Source organism: Cytobacillus purgationiresistens (assembly GCF_030813235.1).
Classification (GTDB): domain Bacteria; phylum Bacillota; class Bacilli; order Bacillales; family Cytobacillaceae; genus Cytobacillus; species Cytobacillus purgationiresistens.
The window spans coordinates 54,237-75,525 of record NZ_JAUSUB010000023.1 but is presented as its reverse complement, the minus strand read 5'-3'; the positions used below and the strand labels follow the sequence as shown (position 1 = coordinate 75,525).

Here is a 21,289-nt window from a genome sequence, read left to right as displayed (position 1 = left end):
TCCAGTTGCGGTGGCTAGGGGCTCGAGGTCTTAAGTCGTGATACCCAAAAAGGCAAAGACCGCCTTTCTGGTTATCCCGTCTAAAGCTTGTCGCCTCTGGGCAAGCCACCTCCACATTTGAGTAAAGGAGTGGGTGTATGGCTTCGTTGTCAGAATTTCATTTGCTTTCTGTGCTTGCGCAGGAAATGAATATGAGGAAAGCAGCAGAGAGGTTGTTTGTGTCACAGCCTGCTCTGTCACAGCGGCTGCAAAATATTGAGAAAGATTGGGGATGCAAGCTTTTTGTCCGATCACAAAAGGGGCTATCATTAACTCCTGCCGGTGAAATTGTTATCCAATTTGTAAACGAAGTGATCACTGGTGAAGAAAAGGTGAAAGAGTCGATACAAGCCTTGGACTCGGAGGTATATGGCACATTAAAAATTGCTGTTGCCTCAATTGTAGGACAAAATTGGCTTCCCCAGGTTTTAAAAAAGTTTGTTACAAGGTATCCCCAAGCTAAAATTTCCCTTATAACAGGATGGAGTAGTGAAATATTAAAGTCACTCTATGATGATCAAGTACATATCGGTATTATTCGCGGAACGCCGGATTGGAAAGGGGTAAAGGTGCCTCTTTTCAAGGATAGCTTATATCTAGTTGACACTGAGATTGAAAAACCGGAACAGATTCTAGAAACTGACCGTCCGTTTATTCAATTTAAGAGTGATTCTAATTATTATCAGGAGATCCAAGATTGGTGGCTTAGAAAATTTAAAACACCTCCGAAAAGAACAATAGTTGTTGATCAAATTGAAACATGTAAGCAAATGACATTCAACGGCATTGGTTATGCAATTTTGCCTGCTATTACATTAAATGGAATGGAGGAAAATATCTTCAAGATTCCCCTTCTAGATGAAGATGACCTTCCTATAAAAAGAGATACATGGCTGTTAGGATATGAGTCTGCATTTCAATTGAAGCAAGTACAAGCTTTTGTTGAACTAATAAAGGAACACATTGAAGAAGAAAGGCAAAAATGAAATTACTTGTCTTCAATGCTTTTGTTTGTTAAATTAATGCTAGTTATACATAAAAACTTATCGTATAGGAGGAAAACACATGAAAATGATGGATGCAAATGAAATTATCTCTTTTATTCAAAATAGCGAAAAATCAACACCAGTTAAGGTTTATATAAAGGGTGATGTGTCTAATATTGATTTTGGAGCTTCAGCACAAACTTTTTTAAATGAAAATAGTGGGGTGGTATTTGGTGAATGGGCAGAAATCAGCAATGCCATTGAAACGAATAAAGACAAGATTGAAGATTATGTAGTTGAGAATGACAGAAGAAATTCTGCGATTCCTCTTCTTGATATGAAGAATATTAAAGCACGAATTGAGCCAGGTGCTATTATCCGGGACCAAGTTGAAATTGGTGATAATGCTGTTATTATGATGGGCGCTTCTATTAATATTGGCTCCGTTATAGGAGAAGGCACAATGATTGATATGAACGTTGTTTTAGGTGGACGTGCCACAGTTGGTAAAAACTGTCACATTGGTGCTGGTTCGGTATTAGCAGGAGTGATCGAGCCACCTTCTGCTAAGCCTGTCGTTGTGGAAGATGATGTTGTAATCGGCGCGAATGCAGTCGTATTAGAAGGTGTAACAGTTGGTAAAGGTGCAGTCGTGGCTGCGGGTGCTATTGTAATCGAAGATGTTCCTCCATACACTGTTGTAGCAGGTACACCAGCTAAAGTAATCAAAGAAATTGATGAAAAAACAAAATCAAAAACTGAGATTAAGCAGGAACTTCGCCAGCTTTAAGAAGGTATGTGCGGCCGTTCTAACTTAATTAAAGAAAGGAAGCGTGGATGCATGAATCCGCGCTTCTTATTCTTATTGGGGGGAAATAGTCATTATGTCATCTGTCAACCAATTTATCAGTATTCGCAGAGATCTTCATCAAATTCCAGAACTCGGTTTCAAGGAATTTAAGACACAACAATACCTTTTGGATTATTTAAGCTCGCTTTCACAAGAGCGATTAGAGATAAAAACTTGGAAAACAGGGATTTTTGTCAAAATTAAAGGTAATAACCCTACGAAAATGATTGGCTACCGTACAGATATGGATGGACTTCCAATAACTGAAGAAACTGAGTTGCCATTCTCTTCTGAACATAAGGAAAGCATGCATGCATGTGGTCATGATCTCCATATGGCGATTGCACTCGGAGTGTTGACTTATTTTGTGGAACAGCCGATAAACGATGATTTGTTGTTTATTTTTCAGCCTGCTGAAGAGGGACCAGGTGGAGCAGAACCAATGCTACAAACTGAAGTAATGACTCAATGGAAACCTGATATAATCATCGCACTGCATATTGCACCCGAATATCCAGTTGGTACTATCGCTGTAAAAGAAGGTTTATTATTCGCAAATACTTCTGAACTCTTTATTGACCTGAAAGGTAAGGGAGGCCATGCAGCATATCCTCATAAAACCAATGATATGGTTGTAGCCGCCTCATCATTGGTTGGTCAGCTACAATCAGTCATTTCCCGAAATGTTGATCCGCTTGATAGTGCGGTTATTACCATTGGTAAGATCACAGGAGGGACAGTCCAAAATATAATCGCTGAAAAAGCGAGGCTGGAAGGGACAATTAGAACCCTTTCTCCAGAATCAATGAAAAAAGTAAAAAGCAGGATTGAAGCAATTGTTCAAGGATTGGAAATAGCTTATGAATGTGAAGCTGAGATTGACTATGGATGTATGTATCACCAAGTTTATAATGATAAAACCTTAACTGAAGAATTTATGGAATTTACTCGTGCCAAATCATCGGTTGAAGTGATTGAGTGTAAAGAGGCAATGACTGGTGAAGATTTTGGTTATATGTTAAAAGAAATTCCTGGTTTTATGTTTTGGTTGGGCGTGGATTCAGATTATGGTCTTCATCATGCCAAGCTAACACCAAAAGAGGGTGCAATTGAATCAGCGATTTCATTAATTACCGACTATTTACAATATAAAGGGAAATGAAATAAAGGTTCACTGATGTTCAATCATTTTAATTCTCGGTTATTTTTTGTTAAACTTTAATTTGAAGGTAGAAAAAGGAATTAATTAGAATAACTACTTATTTAAATTGATTATAAATTAACTTGACTAATTCTTGGTAAAACGTTATAATTATTATCGATGAATAAGTTACAAATGAGAATATCCAGATATACTTCTCGTTTAATACACATGTGGAGGGATTTTTACAATGGCAGAACGTATGGTAGGTAAACAAGCACCAAGATTTGAAATGGATGCTGTAATGGTAAACAAAGAATTTGGTAAAGTAAGCTTAGAAGAAAACATGAAAAACGACAAGTGGACAGTACTTTTCTTCTATCCAATGGATTTCACTTTCGTATGCCCAACTGAAATTACAGCAATGTCAGATCGTTATGACGAATTCGAAGATCTTGATGCAGAAGTAATCGGTGTATCTACAGATACAATCCACACTCACTTAGCTTGGATCAATACAGATCGTAAAGAAAACGGTCTTGGAGATTTAAAATACCCGTTAGCGGCAGATACTAATCATGTAGTAGCACGTGACTATGGCGTTCTTATCGAAGAAGAAGGTGTAGCACTTCGCGGACTTTACATCATCAGCCCAGAAGGCGAATTAATGTACTCAGTAGTTAACCATAACAATATCGGCCGTGACGTTGATGAAACATTACGTGTTCTTCAAGCACTTCAAACTGGTGGACTTTGCCCAGCAAACTGGAAGCCAGGTCAAAAAACGCTATAAGAGATGAAATCTTATAATCCCAAGGCACTGGGGTAATATAAGAATAAAACCGAGTATGTCCATTTCAAATGGACAGGCTTGGCTTATGGAGTGAACTTTTAGAAAAGGCCTAACTGATGTTAGGTCTTTTCTGTCAATTAAATGTTTAAATTGGAAGGGGAATGAACATGAAATTACGTGCACCTATGCCAGAACTTACTGGAGCAACAGAATGGCTAAATGGAGAAGTAACAAAAGAACAACTTATTGGCGAAAAGCCAACCTTAATTCATTTTTGGTCAGTAAGCTGTCATCTTTGTAAAGAAGCTATGCCTCAGGTAAATGAGTTTAGAGACGATTATAAAGATCAATTAAATGTAATCGCAGTTCATATGCCTCGTTCAGAAGATGACTTGGATTTAGATCAAATCAAAGCGGTGGCTGCAGAGCATGATATTACTCAGCCGATTTATGTTGATAGCGAGCATAAACTAAATGAAGCATTTGAAAACCAGTACGTACCTGCCTACTATGTTTTCGATAAAGACGGTGTTCTACGTCATTTCCAAGCTGGTGGAAGCGGTATGAAGATGCTTGCAAAGCGTGTAAACAGAGTGCTGGACGAAATGAATAAAGCTGAATAATGCTTTTCTTAAGAGGTGTACCAAAGAAAAATTTGGTCACCTTTTTTTATGGAAAGGTTCTTTTCTAAAAGATTGTTGTTTTCATCGGTTTTGATAAGTCAAACCATTGTGAAAAAAAGTTAATTGGAACGGGTGTGCGAGACTCCTGCGGGAGCATAGCGACGAGGAGACTCACCGCCCGCCCGCGGAAAGCGAGCATCTGGAGAGGAAATCAACCACTACCTGCGAAAAGCAACAAAGTATATGAAAACAGCCTATGGAAAAAACCTTGTTTTTCCATTTTGTGAATGTTAAGCAGAATAGCGAACAAGAGGTTTAAGTGGAAACATACCTCGATTTACTCATTTAAAGTAAAGGAAATGCGATTATTTAATCCAAGTAATATAACATCAAAATTAAACACTTCACAAATGAGAACCTCAAAAGCATCCATATTGAAAAATATGAAGAAATAGTAAAAAACTTTAAAAAAGGCTGGATATTTATTTCGCCAGCCGTTATATTTAATATTGCATCCTGAATTTTTTGAAGATTTTAACGAATACAAGGGGGATGATTTTTTGGATACTTTTAAGAAGTTAAAAGAGTATTATTGGCCTTATAAAAGTTATTTTCTCTGGTCGATCGGATTTTTAATTATTGTTACAGCTATTACGGTTGTTTATCCGATTTTCCTGCAAATAACGATAGATGAGGTTGTGTTAAAGAGTCAGTACAATTGGATACCGTACTTGTCACTGGGCTTTATTGGGATCATGCTAATCAAAGGGTTGGCAACCTATGTCCATCAGTATACTGGAGATCTATTTGGTATCTCATCAGTATATAAATTAAGAAATACATTATATGAAAAGCTGCAATTTTTACCCTTTCGATACTATGATAATGCGAAAACCGGCGACTTAATGTCGCGTCTAACTGCTGATGTTGAAGGATTCCGCTTCTTCCTTTCATTTGGGTTTTCAGAGTTGATCCGGTTTTTCCTTCTCATTATTATTAGCTTTACAGTTATGATGTATTATTCGATTCCATTAACAATAGTCACTTTAATTTCTTTGCCTTTTTTAGCTGTCGCTACCTTTAAATTTGATAAGGCAGTTCATCCGGCTTTTCGTAACATAAGAAAATCCTTTGGAAAACTTAATACTAAAGTCCAGGAAAATATCAGTGGGATTCATACTGTGAAATCTCTCTCTAGAGAAGAATTTGAGGTTAATAAATTTAATGATTCAAATGGCGACTATAAAAATAAATATTTGTTCACTTCAAAAATCTGGGCTAAGTATTTTCCGTTAATGGAGTTTATCGGGAATTTAAGTATTGTATTTTTATTAGCTTATGGAGGGTATCTTGTCATTAATGATCAACTGAAGCTGGGTGAACTTGTCGCTTTTTATAGTTTGCTAGGATACATAATGTGGCCAATCATGAATCTTGGATTTACGATTAATTTGTTTTCGCAATCAAAGGCTTCTGGAGAAAGACTGCTGGAAATATTGGAGGCGGATAATGAGATTATGGATAAAGATAAACCGATAGAAGCTTCACGGCTTCAAGGAAAGGTTTCTTTTAGGCAAGTGGATTTAAAGTATTCTAAAGATGATCAAGATGCATTATATAATATTTCATTCGAAGCAAAGAAGGGGAATGTGATTGGCTTAATTGGACCGACTGGTGCTGGAAAAACAAGTCTTACACAACTGTTATCAAGATTTTATGAACCAACTAGCGGAGAGGTTTTTATTGATGATCAGAATGTTCGTGATTATTCCCTGAAAACCTTAAGAAGCAATATTGGCTTTGTTCTTCAAGAATCCTTTTTATTCTCTTCTTCTATTAAGGCAAATATCTCCTTTGGAAGACCAAACGCTGAGATGGATGACATTATTGATGCTGCAAAAAGGGCTCAAGCGCATGAATTCATCATGGAGTTGCCTGAGGGTTATGACACGATGCTGGGTGAAAGAGGCATGGGACTATCAGGCGGTCAAAAACAGAGGATTGCGATTGCACGAGCGATATGTATTAATCCTAGTATTTTGATATTGGATGATGCAACGAGTGCGGTGGATATGGAAACTGAATTTCAAATTCAGCGGGCGCTAAAGGAAGTGATGAAGGGGCGTACAACCTTTATCATTGCACATCGAATCTCATCCTTGAAATATGCAGACGAAATCCTTGTAATAGAAAATGGCTATATTGCTGAAAGAGGAAGCCATGAACAGTTGGTGCAAAACAATGGCCCATATCAGCGCATTTACGAAATACAGTTTCAGGATAGGGATAAGGTGTTGGAAACTTATACAGGTTAGGGGGTGAGAGTGTGGCGAAAAAGGTTAAACAGCAAATCGTTAACAATCGATTTCAATATTCAACAGATGAAATAATAGAAAAGCCATTTAATTGGAAGCAGATGCTGCGATTATTTAGTTATATGAAGCCATACGGTAAGGACTTACTTCCACTATCTATAATCATGGTATTAATAAATACGGGAATTAGATTAATCATTCCAATGCTAATTGGGGTATATACGCTTGATAAAGCATTAGTGGATAAGGATGGAAATCTGCTCGCCTTATTAGTAGGAGTGATTGCTGCACTTTATGTATGCTCATATATTGCCAACTATTTTCGAATCAAGTGGATGAATACGTTAGGACAAAGTGTTATTTATGATATTAGAAAGCATTTATTTACTCATGTACAAACCTTATCACATAAATTTTTTGATCAGCGTTCAGCTGGCTCAATTCTTGTAAGGATAATGAATGATATTAATTCTTTGCAAGAATTGTTCACGAATGGTGTCATTAATTTACTGATGGATATCATCCTTCTTATCGGAATATTCGTTATTTTATTCATCATGTCACCAGAACTGACATTAGCAATCATGATTCTTTTACCAATTATGTTCTTTATCTCAACCTCTTTAAGAAGAAATATACGACGGTCATGGCAAACGGTTAGACTGAAGCAGTCTAAACTCAATTCTCATTTAAATGAAAGTATTCAAGGGATACGCATTACACAATCATTTCATCAAGAAAAAGAAAATATGCAATACTTTGATGGAGTGAATACTGAAACTTTTGAAAGCTGGCGTGTTGCCTCACAGAAGAATGCGATGTTTAGGCCAATCGTGGAAATGACAAACGCAGTGGGGACTGCCGTATTAATTTGGTACGGTGCTCACTTGATTCAAACTGACACCATATCGATTGGTGTATTTGTATCTTTCGCTTTTTACTTAGGGATGTTTTGGGAGCCAATTTCCCGTCTAGGAATGGTCTATAATCAGTTGTTAATAGGAATGGCCTCTTCTGAGAGAATATTTGAGTATCTAGATGAAAAGCCGATTGTTTCAGAGAGAAAGCAGGCTATAGCTTTAGAAGATATCCAGGGGCATATCGAATTCGAAGATGTTCAATTCTCCTATAACGGAAAGAGAACAGCTTTAAATGGTATAAATCTTGCAATGAAGGCTGGCGAAACGATTGCTCTAGTTGGTCATACTGGGTCAGGAAAGACGACAATTGCTAATCTCATCAGTCGTTTCTATGATCCAACAGGAGGATCTGTAAAGATTGATGGACAGGATTTAAAAAACGTTACATTAGCAAGCCTTCGTAAGCAAATCAGCATTGTTTTGCAAGATACTTTTATTTTTTCAGGAACGATCAGCGATAATATCAGATTTGGGAATCCCGCTGCTACAATGGAAGAAGTGAAAGCTTCGGCTAAAGCTGTAGGAGCGCATGCCTTTATTGAAAATTTACCCAATGGCTATGACACTGAAGTAGAAGAAAGAGGGAATATACTTTCAGTAGGTGAAAGACAGTTGGTTTCGTTTGCAAGAGCGCTGCTAGCAAATCCAAAAATATTAATATTAGATGAAGCGACAGCCAGTATTGATACAGAAACAGAAATGAAGATTCAAACAGCGTTAAAAACACTGTTAAAGGGGCGCACATCCATTATTATTGCTCATCGTTTGTCGACAATTCGAGATGCCGATCATATCTTTGTCCTAGATCATGGTCAAATTAAAGAGCAAGGAAATCATGATGAGTTAATGAATAATAAAGGGGAATATTATCATTTAGTGAAGGCTCAATTTAATATGCTTGATGTTGTTTAGGTTTTATTATGCCATTCATTCCGAAGAATAGAATGGCTTTTTTTGTTTTGAAAAAGTGGTCTTATAAATATTATTTGCTGGTTCAGCATGCTGTGGTAGAATAGGTTCAACAACAATCAATCAACACCGGAGGGAACAGGATGAAGAAGGAGTTCGCAGTCATTGGACTTGGCCGATTTGGCGGCAGCATATGCAGAGAGCTGGCTGAACAAGGAATGGAAGTAATGGCAATTGATACTGACGAAATTCGTGTGAATGAATTCGCACTCATTGCATCACATGCAGTAGTTGGTGATACAACGGATGAATCTGTAGTCAAAAGTCTTGGCATTCGCAACTTTGATCATGTCATAGTAGCAATTGGTGACAATATACAAGCAAGTATTCTCACCACTCTTATATTAAAGGAGCTGGGGGTAAACAAAGTCACAGTGAAGGCACAAAATGATTATCATGAAAAAGTATTGAAAAAAATCGGCGCTGATGTTGTCGTACACCCTGAAAGAGATATGGGAAGAAGAATAGCCCATAAGCTTGTTTCCAATAATGTGCTCGATTATTTAGAGCTCTCAGACGAGCATAGCATCGTTGAAATTGTTGCAAATGAAAGGCTGGGGGGTCACTCCATTATTGATCTCGATGTCCGCGCAAAATATGGAATTAATATTGTAGCGATAAAAAGGCGGGATGAAATTATCGTTTCTCCACAGGCAAACGAAGCAATAAAGTATAATGATGTATTAATTGTCATTGGGGCAGATAATGATATCAATAGATTTGAGAAAAAAATGCTGGCATAAACAATAATGAAGCTGATTTAAACAACGTCATTGTTCATAATGATAGTTTTCCCCATACCATGGTCATTAAAGGCTGTGGTATTTTCTTTTTTGTTGATTTAAGGAGGGGAGGTTATGGTGAAAAATTTAACAATACATTAAGCAAGAAATTGTGCCGAGATTGATTAGATTAAGCAATGGGGAACCCAACAATAAAAATTAAGTGCCCAAATCGATTAGATGCTCCCATCGAAAAGGGGCTCCACCGAAGAGTTAGGTGCCCGGATCAATTAGATGCTCATCAAAAAGGGACTCCATCGAAGAGTTAAGTGCCAAGATCGATTAGATGGACATCAAAAAGGGAAGGCATCGAAGAGTAGAAGGACATCAAAAAGGGATCAACCCAAAAGTTAGGTGCGAAACCGGTTAGATGGACATGAAAAAGGGAATCAAACCAAGAGGTAGGTGCCAAAGCTGATTAGATAGTCAGCAAAAAGGGACACCGCCGAAGAGTTTGGTGCCCAATCCCATTAGATAGTCATCAAATAAAAGAATCAAAAGAGGTCCATCTCAGATTAACTACAAAGTAGGTCATGAAAGGCTGAAAAAACAAAAAATCGCAGCAGATTTCTATTACCTTTAGAAACGCAAGCTACAAGATTAAATCTAAAGCAGAAAGACCCAGAGGTGCAACACCCCTGGGTCTTTCTATATTATGCATATTGCTTTTTTTTAAACTTCCATAATAATCGGAAGGATCATTGGGCGACGCTTTGTTTTTTCGTAAAGGAAAGGAGCAAGTGTATCAGTGATTTCATTTTTGATCTCTGACCATTGTGTGGTCTTGCGTTCCATTACTTTGTTTAGATGTTTAGAGATAAGAGATTGAGCATCGTTAATTAAGTCTCCTGATTCTCTCATGTATACAAATCCTCTTGAGATGAGGTCTGGACCTGCAGAGATCTTAAAGTCCTTCATGTTGATGCTTACAACAACTACCACAAGGCCTTCTTCGGAAAGGATACGGCGATCTCTTAATACGATGTTGCCTATGTCACCAATACCGCTGCCATCAATATATACAGAACCAGAAGGTATCTTACCTGCTACTTGAGCTGTTTGGTCACTTAATGCCAATACATCACCATTGTCCATAATGAAGCAGTTTTCTTTATCAACACCACAATCGACAGCTAGTTGTGAATGCATTTTTTGCATTCTGTACTCACCGTGAATTGGCATGAAGAATTTCGGCTTGATTAGTCGCAGCATTAATTTCTGCTCTTCTTGGCCGCCATGACCTGAAGTATGAATATCATTTAATTTACCATAAATGACATCTGCTCCAGCACGTGATAGACGATCAATTGTTCTGCTTACGCTAATTGTATTACCTGGAATCGGTGATGATGAGAAGACAACCGTATCTCCAGGGATGATTTGTATTTGTCGATGAGTACCATTAGCTATGCGTGATAATGCTGCCATTGGTTCCCCTTGGCTGCCTGTACAAAGAATCGTTACTTGGTTTGCAGGTAAACGATTAATTTGCTGTGCGTCAATAAACGTATCTTTAGGCGCTGTAATATAGCCAAGTTCTAGTCCGATATTGATTGCTGCTTCCATACTTCTACCGAACACTGCTACTTTTCTGCCATAAGTGACGGCAGCTTCCGTCACTTGTTGTAAACGATGGATATTGGAAGCGAATGTAGCGAAAATGATACGTCCGTCTACTTTGCGGAAGACATCATGAATACTGTCGCCAACGCGGCGCTCGGACATTGTGAATTCTGGAATCTCACTATTTGTACTGTCAGATAATAGACATAGCACGCCTTCTTTTCCAATCTCAGCCATTTTTGTTAAGTTTGCAGGCTCGCCGACAGGTGTGAAATCGAATTTGAAATCTCCTGTGTGAACAATTTGACCAGGAGGTGTTTTCACAACAATCCCATAAGAATCTGGAATACTATGTGTTGTTCTAAAGAAAGTGACAGATGTTTTTCTAAACTTGATCACGTCATCTTCTTTTATTTCATGCATTTTTGTTGTTCTTAATAATCCGTGCTCTTCCAATTTGTTTCGAAGCAGGCCAAGAGCGAGCTTTCCGCCATAAATCGGAATGTTGACTGATTTCAATAAGTAAGGAATTCCGCCGATATGATCTTCATGTCCGTGCGTAATGAAGAGTCCTTTAATCTTATCTTCGTTTTTAACTAAGTAAGTATAATCAGGGATAACATAATCAATTCCAAGCAGCTCATCTTCAGGAAATTTAATTCCCGCATCAATTAATATAATTTCATCCTGAAATTGCACTGCATAAGTGTTTTTACCAATTTCTCCAAGACCGCCAAGAGCGAACACAGCGGTTTGGTCATTTTTTACAAATTTCATAAATTATTCAATCTCCAATACTTTATAATCTTCATTTTGCTTTTCATACTCTAAGAATTCTCCATCCACTGCTGTGACGAACTCAATGTTAAATGGACGCGTTTTTAACTTGGTGCGAACTTCTCTTTCGGTTTTCCCTTCAATAAATACGGTTTTTGTTTTTTCGCGAACGGGAACTTCCTTTGCTGACTCTTGATAGTAAACTTTAAATATCATGTTTAATCTCTCCTTAATCCGAAATCTTTTTTCTAATATATAAAATAATAACATGTTTGACATGTATTTTCTTATCTCATTAATAATGTAGGCAGCAAAATGCTCTAAGACCATTACTCACTCATGTAATTCATCATCATATTGGTAATGATGGCATCTGCGTTTATTTTAGTATATGTAAAAATAGTGTATTGTATATAAATTTACAATAATGAAGGAGCCCTTCGCAAGTTTGAAGGGCTCAAAGTTCATTTAAGCAATCGTTTTTTCACTTTACGATATATAAATTAGCAACAAATCGAAGTTAGTCGCCAATTTTGAAATCAAGTATTAATGTATCGTTATCACTAGGCTTGTCACTTGGCAAGCTTTCTTTTAACAGCATTTCATCCACTGTTACAAAAGGATTTTTCATTCACTTCTTTAACATTATCGTCAATTCCTTATCTTCTATTGTAAACGATAGTTGTCCATTGTAAAGCTCCCAAAGCTGTGTTTTAGAAAAAATTGTTATAATACGGCTTTTTCTACACTTGTTTTATGATACAGCCTTAAGATAAAAAATCGAATATTAGAGGGATTCGTTGACATTTTAATCTCTCTTTAAGAGAATATAACTGCCAGGAGTGAAGAGAGTCAACTTGCTTTTTCATATAAAATGGAATAGTTGTTGCTACTCAAGATGAATAATTAGTGAGAGATTGAGGTGTTTTTGATGAAAATTGTCTTTTTTGATATAGATGGGACATTGTTAAATCAGGATAATGAAATACCTGACTTAACAAAAGCAGCAATAAAAAACCTGCAAGAGAATGGTGTATATGTAGCTATTGCAACAGGAAGAGCTCCATTTATGTTCGAACACATTAGAGAAGAGCTGGGGATTGATTCATATGTCAGTTTTAATGGACAATATGTCGTATTTGAGAATGAAGTCATTTATAAAAATCCTCTCAAAGCTGAAAAGCTTGAAAGTTTAATGATGCACGCTCATGAAAATCAGCATCCCTTAGTTTTTTTGAACGAAAAAACAATGAAATCCTCTGTGGACCATCATGAATATATTGAAGAAAGCTTAAAAAGCTTGGGATTCCCGCATCCAGATGAAAATGCAAGTTTTTATATAGGAAGGGATATCTTCCAAGCATTAGTATTTTGTGAAGGCCATCAAGAAGATGTTTACCTGAAAAGTTATGACGACTTTCACTTCATTCGGTGGCATCAATACTCAACTGATGTTTTGCCTGCAGGCGGTTCAAAAGCGGAAGGAATTAAACAATTGATTGTAAGACTGGGGCTGGATTTTCAAGATGTATATGCCTTTGGAGATGGTTTGAATGATATAGAAATGCTCAAATCATGTGGAACAGGTGTTGCAATGGGCAATGCCTCTGAAGTGGTAAAAGCAGCTGCAGATATGATTACAGACCATGTGGATGAGGATGGAATCTGGAAAGGTCTTAAACAGTTGACGCTTATATAATATGTTTGTATTGAGCTTAAAAGAAGAACGGACATTGTTTGAGATATCTTTAATTAAAAGCGTCTAGAATTACCCTATTACTTCAATTGAAACCCCCTCCAAAAATTTGAAGGGGGTAGGTTTTTTTCATACTTTTACTTCTGTATCAAGCATTTAACGAGTCAATTTAATTCTCTGTTTTGATTCAATTAATGAAATGCATTAACGATAATTTCAACTTATCTTTCATAATGCATATTATCTATCAATTGCAATAGCATTTTCAATTGGATCATATGGAGACTCATGGTTAATGTGATCATAAAACATCACACCGTTTAGATGATCGATTTCGTGTTGGAAAACGATTGCTGGTAACCCTTTGAGTCTTAGTTTAATTTCAGTGTGATCAATATCATATCCTTTGACTGTGATGCGTGCATATCTTGGAACAAATCCCTCTATCGCTTCATCAACGGATAAACAGCCTTCTCCGGAGGTTAAATAGGATTTTTCCACTGAGTGGCTAATGATTTTGGGGTTATATAATGCATGGCTATATAAGTCTCCTTTTTCATCTGTCACATGTACGGCAATCATCCGTTTTGAAACATTTATTTGTGGAGCTGCAAGACCAATGCCGCCGCGCAAACCATATTCAGCTGCAATTTCTGGATTCTGACTGTTTTTAACATATTGCATCAAACTAATTAATATTTCTTTATCCTCTTTACAAGCAGGCAGATGTACCTCTTGGGCAACTTCCCTTAATACGGGGTGGCCATCACGAATGATATCATTCATAGTAATCATTCTAATCACTCCTGTAGCATTATATGTATACATGAATTAAGTCTAACAGACAAATAATAAAATGTTAATATCTCAAATGGACATGTATTTTTCTTTTATAGAGGAAGGGTGCAGATGAGGATGCACCCTGTTGATTTTTAGAAACTCCAGCAAGAACAACCTACAATGATTAGAAGAATGAATAGTACTATAATTAATGCAAAGCCTCTGCCAGCTCCGCCTCCACAACCACATCCGCCGTAACCGCCATAACCGCCATATCCGCCATAACCATACATAAAGGTTAACCTCCCTATAAATGATTGAATCCTCGTCTTTTTTTATTTGACGATTACTATAGCCTATGAGGAAGTAAATTCAATGGTGTAGGCCTCTGCCTAAGACATAAATGAAATTACAATGGAATATACTGAATAAAAAAGGACAAGCATGGATACTTCTTACTCAATTAATTGTCAAACGAAGAAAGTATCGATATAGTAGAAGTGATATGCGACAAAAAATGAGAAAATATTCTATATTTAGACAGAATATAAGTGTCATTCAACCCAAGAGAACCGTGTGGGTGGAATTGTGAGGGGGATATCATTGTGTTTATGAAAAGAAAATCGCTTGTGATACTGCTTTTAATAGGAAGTCTGCTGCTTTCTGGCTGTTTAAATAATCAAAGCCCAGAGGAAAAAATGTTTGAGGCGTTGGAGAAGGTCGTGTCTGCAGAAAAGGTGTTTAAGGAACAGCAAAATCCGCTAGTTGAGCTTGAGCAGCAAGAAAAAAAATTATATGATCAAATCATATCCTTAAGTATGAAGGAGTTTGAAGAGATTACTAAGTTATCTGATGAAGCATTAGATATAGTTGACCAGAGAAAAAATCATATGGATAAAGAGAATGAAAGCATTGAACAATCCAAAGCTGAATTTGATAAGACGAAAGAAATCATCGAAGAAATTGATGCTGCTTCCTTAAAAGGAACGGCAAATGAGCTTTATGACATCATGATGGATAGGTATGATATTCATGATGAGTTATACGGAAATTATATTGCAGCTATCGAATATGATCGAGAGCTTTACGAATTATTTAAGCAAGAAGATGTGACGATTGAAGAGCTGGAAAATCAAATATCAAAGATAAATGATTCATATGAAAAAGTGCTGAAAGACAACGAACAATTTAATGAAAAAACTGAAAAATATAATGAAGTGAAATTGAGCTTTTATAAAGATGCAGGCTTAGAAGTGAAAGAAAATAAAGAGTGAAAATCAGCTGAAAAGCTGATTTTTTGCATTTTAAGGCCAATACTTTTACTATAGGTAGCCATTGCTGAAGTTGATCAGAAAAAACGACAAGAGAGAATGGTCAACTAAACGATGCAGCGGTTTAGTGAGGTTTTAAAGCTATTTTGAGAAAATTATCTTTATTATAACAGAGGTGGAAACTTTCGTTTTTTATAGTACAGTTTGTTGGTTTTATTAATACAGAACTTTATTTTTTATTATTCGCTTTATTTTGTCATAAAGACATTAAACAAGTAATGCAGAGGTTGACGAAAGCGTTATCTTTCGTTTAAAATGAATTGGAATGAGGTAAGTGTACTATTGTTATGAAAAAAATAACTGGTACAGAAATTTAAAAATAGGGTAGAATAAATAAAGACGTTTTTTTTGGTGAAAATTGTGGAAAACTAATCAAAAGTATGTTGTTTAACAACGTCAGTCTGACAGATGGAGCATCTGGATGTGAACAATTGATTTACGTTCTAAATGCAGCGCTGTTTTGGACAGCCCAAGATGCGTTTTGCTCACGTTTTTTATAAGACGTTTTTAAAATAAGAAAGGGTGACTTAAATGGCTTCAAAAACGAAGAAAGCTCAAATTGATGCTAAGAAACAACTCGAAAAAGTTGAAGAACAGTTTCAAATGCTACAAATTTTAAACGAAGAGGGAAAAGTTGTTAACGAATCAGCGATGCCTGACTTAAGTGATGAGCAGCTACAAGAGTTAATGCACCGTATGGTATACACTAGAATTCTTGATCAGAGATCTATATCTTTAAACAGACAAGGTCGTCTAGGATTCTATGCGCCAACAGCAGGACAAGAAGCTTCACAACTCGCATCGCAATTTGCTCTAGAAAAAGAAGATTTTATTCTTCCGGGATATCGTGATGTGCCTCAAATCATTTGGCATGGCCTGCCTCTATCGCAAGCTTTCTTATGGTCTCGCGGTCATTATGAAGGAGGAAATATTCCTGAAGGCGTAAATGTCATTGCACCACAAATCATTATTGGTGCTCAATATATTCAAACAGCTGGTGTTGCGCTTGGGATGAAGAAGCGCGGTGAAAAGGCTGTCGCAGTTACTTATACAGGTGACGGTGGAGCGTCTCAGGGTGATTTCTATGAAGGAATTAACTTTGCAGGTGCATTCAAAGCTCCTGCGATCTTTATCGTACAAAATAACCGCTTTGCTATTTCAACTCCTGTTGAAAAGCAATCGGCTGCCAAAACAATTGCGCAAAAAGCAGTTGCAGCTGGTATTCCAGGTGTACAAGTAGATGGAATGGATCCACTTGCTGTCTACGCTGCTGTGAATGAAGCTCGTGAACGCGCGCTAAATGGTGAAGGTCCTACACTAATTGAAACGCTTACTTACCGCTACGGACCGCATACAATGGCTGGGGATGACCCGACTCGCTACCGTACATCTGATCAGGATAATGAATGGGAAAAGAAAGATCCTTTAGTTCGTTTCCGTAAATTCCTTGAAGATAAAAAATTATGGAATGAAGATAGGGAAAATGAAGTAATAGAAAAAGCAAAAGAAGATATCAAAGTGGCAATTAAAGAAGCAGATGATACACCGAAACAAAAGGTAACTGATTTAATGTCTATTATGTATGAAGAAATGCCTTACAACTTGAAAGAACAATATGAAATATATAAGGAAAAGGAGTCGAAGTAAGCCATGGCGCAAATGACAATGATTCAAGCAATTACTGATGCACTGCGTACAGAATTGCGCAATGATCCGAATGTTTTAGTATTCGGTGAAGATGTGGGCGTAAATGGCGGGGTATTCCGTGCTACTGAAGGCCTACAAAAAGAGTTCGGTGAAGAACGTGTATTTGATACACCCTTGGCAGAATCAGGAATCGGTGGATTGGCTGTTGGTCTAGGTTTACAAGGTTTTCGCCCTGTACCAGAAATTCAATTTTTCGGTTTCGTTTATGAAGTAATGGATTCTATTTCTGGCCAACTGGCACGCATGCGCTATCGTTCAGGTGGACGATATAGTGCACCAGTTACTATTCGCTCACCATTTGGCGGAGGGGTTCATACGCCGGAAATGCACGCTGATAGTTTAGAAGGTTTAATGGCACAGCAACCTGGGTTAAAGGTAGTTATACCATCAACTCCTTATGACGCGAAAGGTTTATTAATCTCAAGCATACGTGATAATGATCCAGTTATTTACTTAGAACATATGAAATTATATCGTTCATTCCGTCAAGAAGTACCTGAAGAAGAATATACAATTCCTCTTGGTAAAGCTGAAGTGAAGCGAGAAGGATCTGATGTGACAATCATTACGTACGGCGCTATGGTTCATGAATCAATAAAAGCTGCAGAGGAACTTGAAAAAGAAGGTCACTCAGCTGAGGTTATCGACCTGCGTACAATCAGCCCGATCGATATCGAAACAATCATTGCTTCCGTTGAAAAGACAAGCCGTGCAATTGTGGTTCAAGAAGCGCAAAAACAAGCAGGAATCGCTGCAAATGTTGTAGCGGAAATTAATGATCGTGCAATCTTAAGCTTGGAAGCACCGGTCTTGCGTGTAACCGCGCCAGACACTGTGTTTGCATTCCCTCAAGCTGAGACAGTTTGGCTTCCAAACTATAAAGATATTATTGAAACTGCGAAAAAAGTGCTTAATTTTTAAATAATGTGAAAAAGGGGGCTTGGCCCCCTACTTTGCATCATTATTATGATACAATAGGATGGTGAATTCAATTGGCATTCCAATTTAGATTGCCTGATATCGGTGAAGGTATCCATGAAGGTGAAATCGTCAAGTGGTTTGTAAAAGCTGGCGATGAAGTTCAAGAAGATGATGTACTTTGTGAAGTTCAAAATGATAAAGCAGTTGTTGAGATTCCCTCTCCTGTAAAAGGGAAGGTAGAAGATATTCTTGTCGATGAAGGGACCGTTGCAACTGTAGGACAGGTCCTCATTACTTTTGATGCCCCTGGCTATGAAGATTTAAAATTCAAGGGCGATCATGAGGATGAAAAGCCAGAAAATGAAGAAAAAACTGAAGCACAAGTGCAAGCGACTGGTGAAGCTGGACAAGATCTGAAAAAAGATGAAGCGCCTGTCCAGGATGATGAGAAAAAAGGAAAAGTAATTTCTCAGCCGGAAACAGATTCAAATCAACGCATCATCGCTATGCCTTCGGTCAGAAAGTATGCGAGAGACAAGGGCATAGATATCCGTCAAGTTAATGGAAGCGGGAAAAACGGACGCATCCAGAAAGATGATATTAATCTGTTCCTTGATGGCGGCACTGAAACGGTGGAGGCTTCTGCACAACAACAAGATCAAGAAACTTCTAAGCAAAGTGACGCAAAAGAAACTGCACCTGCTGCTCAAAAGATTCCAGAAGGTCAATATCCGGAAACTCGTGAGAAAATGAGTGGTATCCGTAAAGCGATTGCCAAAGCGATGGTTCATTCTAAGCAGACGGCACCGCATGTTACTTTAATGGATGAAGTGGATGTAACAAAATTAGTTGCTCATCGTAAGAAATTCAAAGAAATTGCAGCAGAAAAAGGAATTAAGCTTACATTCCTTCCTTATGTGGTTAAGGCACTTACAAGTGCACTTCGTGAATATCCGGTTTTAAATACATCACTTGATGATGAAGCGGGAGAAATTGTTCACAAGCACTACTATAATATCGGCATTGCAGCTGACACTGATAAAGGGTTGCTTGTACCGGTAATTAAGGATGCTGACAGAAAATCTACTTTTGCAATATCGGATGAAATCAATGAACTTGCAACAAAAGCTCGTGACGGTAAACTTGGCTCTGATGAAATGAAGGGTGCATCATGCACGATAACCAATATCGGTTCCGCAGGCGGTCAATGGTTTACTCCAGTAATTAACCACCCTGAGGTTGCCATTCTAGGTATTGGACGAATTGCTGAAAAAGCGATTGTAAAAGATGGAGAAATAATCGCAGCACCAGTATTAGCATTATCTTTAAGCTTTGACCACAGAATGATTGATGGCGCAACAGCTCAGAATGCTCTCAATCACATCAAGCGTTTACTGAACGACCCAGAATTATTGCTAATGGAGGCGTAAGAAATGGTAGTTGGAGATTTCCCTATTGAAACAGATACGATAGTTATTGGTTCAGGTCCTGGAGGATACGTTGCAGCAATTCGTGCAGCTCAGTTAGGACAGAAAGTTACAATTGTAGAAAAAGCAGAAATAGGCGGAGTTTGTCTAAATGTAGGATGTATTCCTTCAAAAGCAATCATTTCAGCTGGACATCGTTACGAAACTGCGAAAGATTCCGAGAATATTGGAATTAAAGCGGAAAATGTTACAGTTGATTTTTCAAAAGTCCAAGAATTTAAAGCTGGCGTTGTAAAAAAACTAGTCGGTGGTGTGCAAGGTTTATTAAAAGGAAATAAAGTGGAAGTTGTAAAAGGTGAAGCTTATTTCGTTGATGGAAACACATTGCGCGTAATGGATGAAAACTCAGCTCAAACTTATACATTTAAAAATGCAATCATTGCAACTGGTTCAAGACCGATTGAACTTCCTGCATTTAAATATTCTAAGCGCGTTCTTAATTCGACAGGTGCATTAGAATTAGAAGAAATTCCAGAGAAAATCGCTGTTATCGGCGGCGGTGTAATTGGAATTGAATTAGGCGGAGCTTATGCAAGCTTTGGTACACAAGTGACGATTTTAGAAGGAGCGGATGATATTCTTGTTGGCTTCGAAAAACAAATGACGACACTTGTTAAAAAGAACCTAAAGAAAAAAGGCGCAGAGATCATCACAAAAGCAAAAGCTAAAGGTGTGGAAGAGACTGACAAAGGTGTGAAAGTAACGTATGAAGCAAAAGGTGAGGAAAAATCACTTGATGCAGATTATGTATTTGTAATGGTTGGCCGTCGTCCAAACACGGATGAGCTAGGACTTGAACAAGTGGGTATTAAGATGTCTGACAGAGGTGTGATTGAAATTGATAAACAATGCCGTACAAGCGTAAGCAATATATTCGCTATTGGTGATATCGTTTCAGGACCTCAACTTGCACATAAAGCATCATACGAAGGTAAGATTGCTGCAGAGGTAATCTCAGGGCATTCTTCAGAGATTGACTACTTAGGTATTCCTGCTGTTGTATTTTCTAATCCAGAACTTGCAACAGTTGGCTATAGTGAAGCTCAGGCAAAAGAAGAAGGCCTGGAGTATACGGCTGCTAAGTTCCCATTCGCAGCGAATGGTCGTGCACTTGCTTTAGATAGCACTGATGGTTATGTTAAGCTGATTACACGTAAAGAAGACGGCCTTGTAATTGGCGCTCAAATTGCTGGGACCAATGCATCCGACATGATTGCTGAATTAGGATTAGCGATTGAAGCAGGAATGACTGCAGAAGATTTAGCTATGACAATTCATGCTCATCCTACATTAGGTGAAATTACGATGGAAGCAGCTGAGGTTGCATTAGGAACACCTATTCATATTGTAAAATAAAATAGTTTATAAGGACCTCTCTTTTAATTAAAGAGAGGTCTTTTTACTTGCATTTAATCTAAAGTTTGAAGTTACTATATGAAGGAAAGCAATGAATTGTGGAGAATAGTATACGGCTTGAAATAAGTTGGCCTAAACCTATGTTAAAATAAAAATAAGATAGCTGCTTACTACATATATTACAAGTACCAGATTGGTTTTTAAATCTAAGGATTTGGGAATAGGTAAGTATATAATAGGCGGTGGAAAGATG

18 protein-coding genes are annotated in these 21,289 nt (G+C 37.6%); 14 read left to right on the top strand and 4 right to left on the bottom strand.

The genetic code is table 11. From position 1 onward, the window contains the following. Positions 1 to 137 precede the first annotated feature (137 nt). The 8 genes from ccpC (at position 138) to J2S17_RS20980 (ending at position 9,379) form a co-directional block, all read left to right on the top strand. Entirely contained in the window at positions 138 to 1,025 is an 888-nt protein-coding gene (gene ccpC, locus J2S17_RS21015; protein ID WP_307477793.1) for a transcriptional regulator CcpC, read from the top strand. 79 nt (positions 1,026 to 1,104) lie between these two features. Beyond that, positions 1,105 to 1,815, top strand: a complete 711-nt coding sequence (gene dapD, locus J2S17_RS21010; protein WP_307477792.1) for a 2,3,4,5-tetrahydropyridine-2,6-dicarboxylate N-acetyltransferase — start codon at positions 1,105 to 1,107, stop codon at positions 1,813 to 1,815. Between the two features lie 94 nt (positions 1,816 to 1,909). Continuing rightward, entirely contained in the window at positions 1,910 to 3,037 is a 1,128-nt protein-coding gene (locus J2S17_RS21005) for an N-acetyldiaminopimelate deacetylase (RefSeq protein ID WP_307477791.1), read from the top strand. A gap of 229 nt (positions 3,038 to 3,266) precedes the next feature. Further along, positions 3,267 to 3,809: a peroxiredoxin gene (locus J2S17_RS21000; protein WP_307477789.1), complete on the top strand. Its 543-nt coding sequence runs from the start codon at positions 3,267 to 3,269 to the stop codon at positions 3,807 to 3,809. A gap of 167 nt (positions 3,810 to 3,976) precedes the next feature. Next, the gene (locus tag J2S17_RS20995; RefSeq protein ID WP_307477788.1) at positions 3,977 to 4,432 is read left to right on the top strand and encodes a TlpA disulfide reductase family protein; all 456 of its coding nucleotides are present in this window, start codon (positions 3,977 to 3,979) and stop codon (positions 4,430 to 4,432) included. A 560-nt stretch (positions 4,433 to 4,992) separates the two neighbouring features. Then, the gene (locus J2S17_RS20990) at positions 4,993 to 6,747 is read left to right on the top strand and encodes an ABC transporter ATP-binding protein (protein ID WP_307477787.1); all 1,755 of its coding nucleotides are present in this window, start codon (positions 4,993 to 4,995) and stop codon (positions 6,745 to 6,747) included. Between the two features lie 11 nt (positions 6,748 to 6,758). Continuing rightward, on the top strand, positions 6,759 to 8,579 hold the full coding sequence (locus tag J2S17_RS20985; RefSeq protein ID WP_307477785.1) for an ABC transporter ATP-binding protein: 1,821 nt from the start codon (positions 6,759 to 6,761) through the stop codon (positions 8,577 to 8,579). 140 nt (positions 8,580 to 8,719) lie between these two features. After that, on the top strand, positions 8,720 to 9,379 hold the full coding sequence (locus J2S17_RS20980; protein WP_307477784.1) for a potassium channel family protein: 660 nt from the start codon (positions 8,720 to 8,722) through the stop codon (positions 9,377 to 9,379). A gap of 711 nt (positions 9,380 to 10,090) precedes the next feature. On the opposite strand, the gene rnjA is transcribed toward J2S17_RS20980, so the two are convergent. After that, on the bottom strand, positions 10,091 to 11,758 hold the full coding sequence (rnjA, locus tag J2S17_RS20975; RefSeq protein ID WP_307477782.1) for a ribonuclease J1: 1,668 nt from the start codon (positions 11,756 to 11,758) through the stop codon (positions 10,091 to 10,093). 3 nt (positions 11,759 to 11,761) lie between these two features. Continuing rightward, the gene (locus J2S17_RS20970; RefSeq protein WP_307477780.1) at positions 11,762 to 11,974 is read right to left on the bottom strand and encodes a DNA-dependent RNA polymerase subunit epsilon; all 213 of its coding nucleotides are present in this window, start codon (positions 11,972 to 11,974) and stop codon (positions 11,762 to 11,764) included. 715 nt (positions 11,975 to 12,689) lie between these two features. Here J2S17_RS20970 and J2S17_RS20965 point away from each other — a divergent pair. Beyond that, positions 12,690 to 13,457, top strand: coding sequence for a Cof-type HAD-IIB family hydrolase (locus tag J2S17_RS20965; protein WP_307477778.1), 768 nt, complete (start codon positions 12,690 to 12,692; stop codon positions 13,455 to 13,457). Positions 13,458 to 13,694: 237 nt separating this feature from the next. Here the strand turns inward: J2S17_RS20965 and def are convergent, their stop codons facing one another. Together def and J2S17_RS20955 are read right to left on the bottom strand one after the other, a co-directional pair. Next, entirely contained in the window at positions 13,695 to 14,249 is a 555-nt protein-coding gene (gene def, locus J2S17_RS20960) for a peptide deformylase (RefSeq protein ID WP_307477776.1), read from the bottom strand. A 137-nt stretch (positions 14,250 to 14,386) separates the two neighbouring features. Further along, the gene (locus J2S17_RS20955; RefSeq protein WP_307477775.1) at positions 14,387 to 14,527 is read right to left on the bottom strand and encodes a YjcZ family sporulation protein; all 141 of its coding nucleotides are present in this window, start codon (positions 14,525 to 14,527) and stop codon (positions 14,387 to 14,389) included. Positions 14,528 to 14,845: 318 nt separating this feature from the next. On the opposite strand from J2S17_RS20955, the gene J2S17_RS20950 reads away from it, so the two are divergent. The 5 genes from J2S17_RS20950 (at position 14,846) to lpdA (ending at position 21,036) form a co-directional block, all read left to right on the top strand. After that, positions 14,846 to 15,508 carry a YkyA family protein gene (locus tag J2S17_RS20950; protein ID WP_307477773.1) on the top strand — a complete coding sequence of 221 codons (663 nt, stop codon included), beginning with the start codon at positions 14,846 to 14,848 and terminating at the stop codon, positions 15,506 to 15,508. Between the two features lie 588 nt (positions 15,509 to 16,096). Next, positions 16,097 to 17,212, top strand: coding sequence for a pyruvate dehydrogenase (acetyl-transferring) E1 component subunit alpha (gene pdhA / locus J2S17_RS20945; RefSeq protein ID WP_307477772.1), 1,116 nt, complete (start codon positions 16,097 to 16,099; stop codon positions 17,210 to 17,212). A 3-nt stretch (positions 17,213 to 17,215) separates the two neighbouring features. Further along, a complete protein-coding gene (locus tag J2S17_RS20940) occupies positions 17,216 to 18,193 on the top strand; it encodes an alpha-ketoacid dehydrogenase subunit beta (protein WP_307477771.1) in 978 nt (325 codons plus the stop codon). Between the two features lie 71 nt (positions 18,194 to 18,264). Further along, positions 18,265 to 19,623: a dihydrolipoamide acetyltransferase family protein gene (locus J2S17_RS20935; RefSeq protein WP_307477770.1), complete on the top strand. Its 1,359-nt coding sequence runs from the start codon at positions 18,265 to 18,267 to the stop codon at positions 19,621 to 19,623. Positions 19,624 to 19,626: 3 nt separating this feature from the next. Beyond that, entirely contained in the window at positions 19,627 to 21,036 is a 1,410-nt protein-coding gene (gene lpdA, locus J2S17_RS20930) for a dihydrolipoyl dehydrogenase (protein ID WP_307477769.1), read from the top strand. Positions 21,037 to 21,289: the final 253 nt, after the last annotated feature.

Coding starts and splice junctions, on each gene's coding strand:
- def (WP_307477776.1), bottom strand. CDS start 14,249: ATGATTACTATGAATGATATCATTCGTGATGGCCACCCCGTATTAAGG.
- J2S17_RS20970 (WP_307477780.1), bottom strand. CDS start 11,974: ATGATATTTAAAGTTTACTATCAAGAGTCAGCAAAGGAAGTTCCCGTT.
- J2S17_RS21000 (WP_307477789.1), top strand. CDS start 3,267: ATGGCAGAACGTATGGTAGGTAAACAAGCACCAAGATTTGAAATGGAT.
- dapD (WP_307477792.1), top strand. CDS start 1,105: ATGAAAATGATGGATGCAAATGAAATTATCTCTTTTATTCAAAATAGC.
- J2S17_RS20965 (WP_307477778.1), top strand. CDS start 12,690: ATGAAAATTGTCTTTTTTGATATAGATGGGACATTGTTAAATCAGGAT.
- J2S17_RS20995 (WP_307477788.1), top strand. CDS start 3,977: ATGAAATTACGTGCACCTATGCCAGAACTTACTGGAGCAACAGAATGG.
- pdhA (WP_307477772.1), top strand. CDS start 16,097: ATGGCTTCAAAAACGAAGAAAGCTCAAATTGATGCTAAGAAACAACTC.
- J2S17_RS20940 (WP_307477771.1), top strand. CDS start 17,216: ATGGCGCAAATGACAATGATTCAAGCAATTACTGATGCACTGCGTACA.
- ccpC (WP_307477793.1), top strand. CDS start 138: ATGGCTTCGTTGTCAGAATTTCATTTGCTTTCTGTGCTTGCGCAGGAA.
- lpdA (WP_307477769.1), top strand. CDS start 19,627: ATGGTAGTTGGAGATTTCCCTATTGAAACAGATACGATAGTTATTGGT.
- J2S17_RS20955 (WP_307477775.1), bottom strand. CDS start 14,527: ATGTATGGTTATGGCGGATATGGCGGTTATGGCGGTTACGGCGGATGT.
- J2S17_RS20950 (WP_307477773.1), top strand. CDS start 14,846: ATGAAAAGAAAATCGCTTGTGATACTGCTTTTAATAGGAAGTCTGCTG.
- J2S17_RS20980 (WP_307477784.1), top strand. CDS start 8,720: ATGAAGAAGGAGTTCGCAGTCATTGGACTTGGCCGATTTGGCGGCAGC.
- J2S17_RS21005 (WP_307477791.1), top strand. CDS start 1,910: ATGTCATCTGTCAACCAATTTATCAGTATTCGCAGAGATCTTCATCAA.
- rnjA (WP_307477782.1), bottom strand. CDS start 11,758: ATGAAATTTGTAAAAAATGACCAAACCGCTGTGTTCGCTCTTGGCGGT.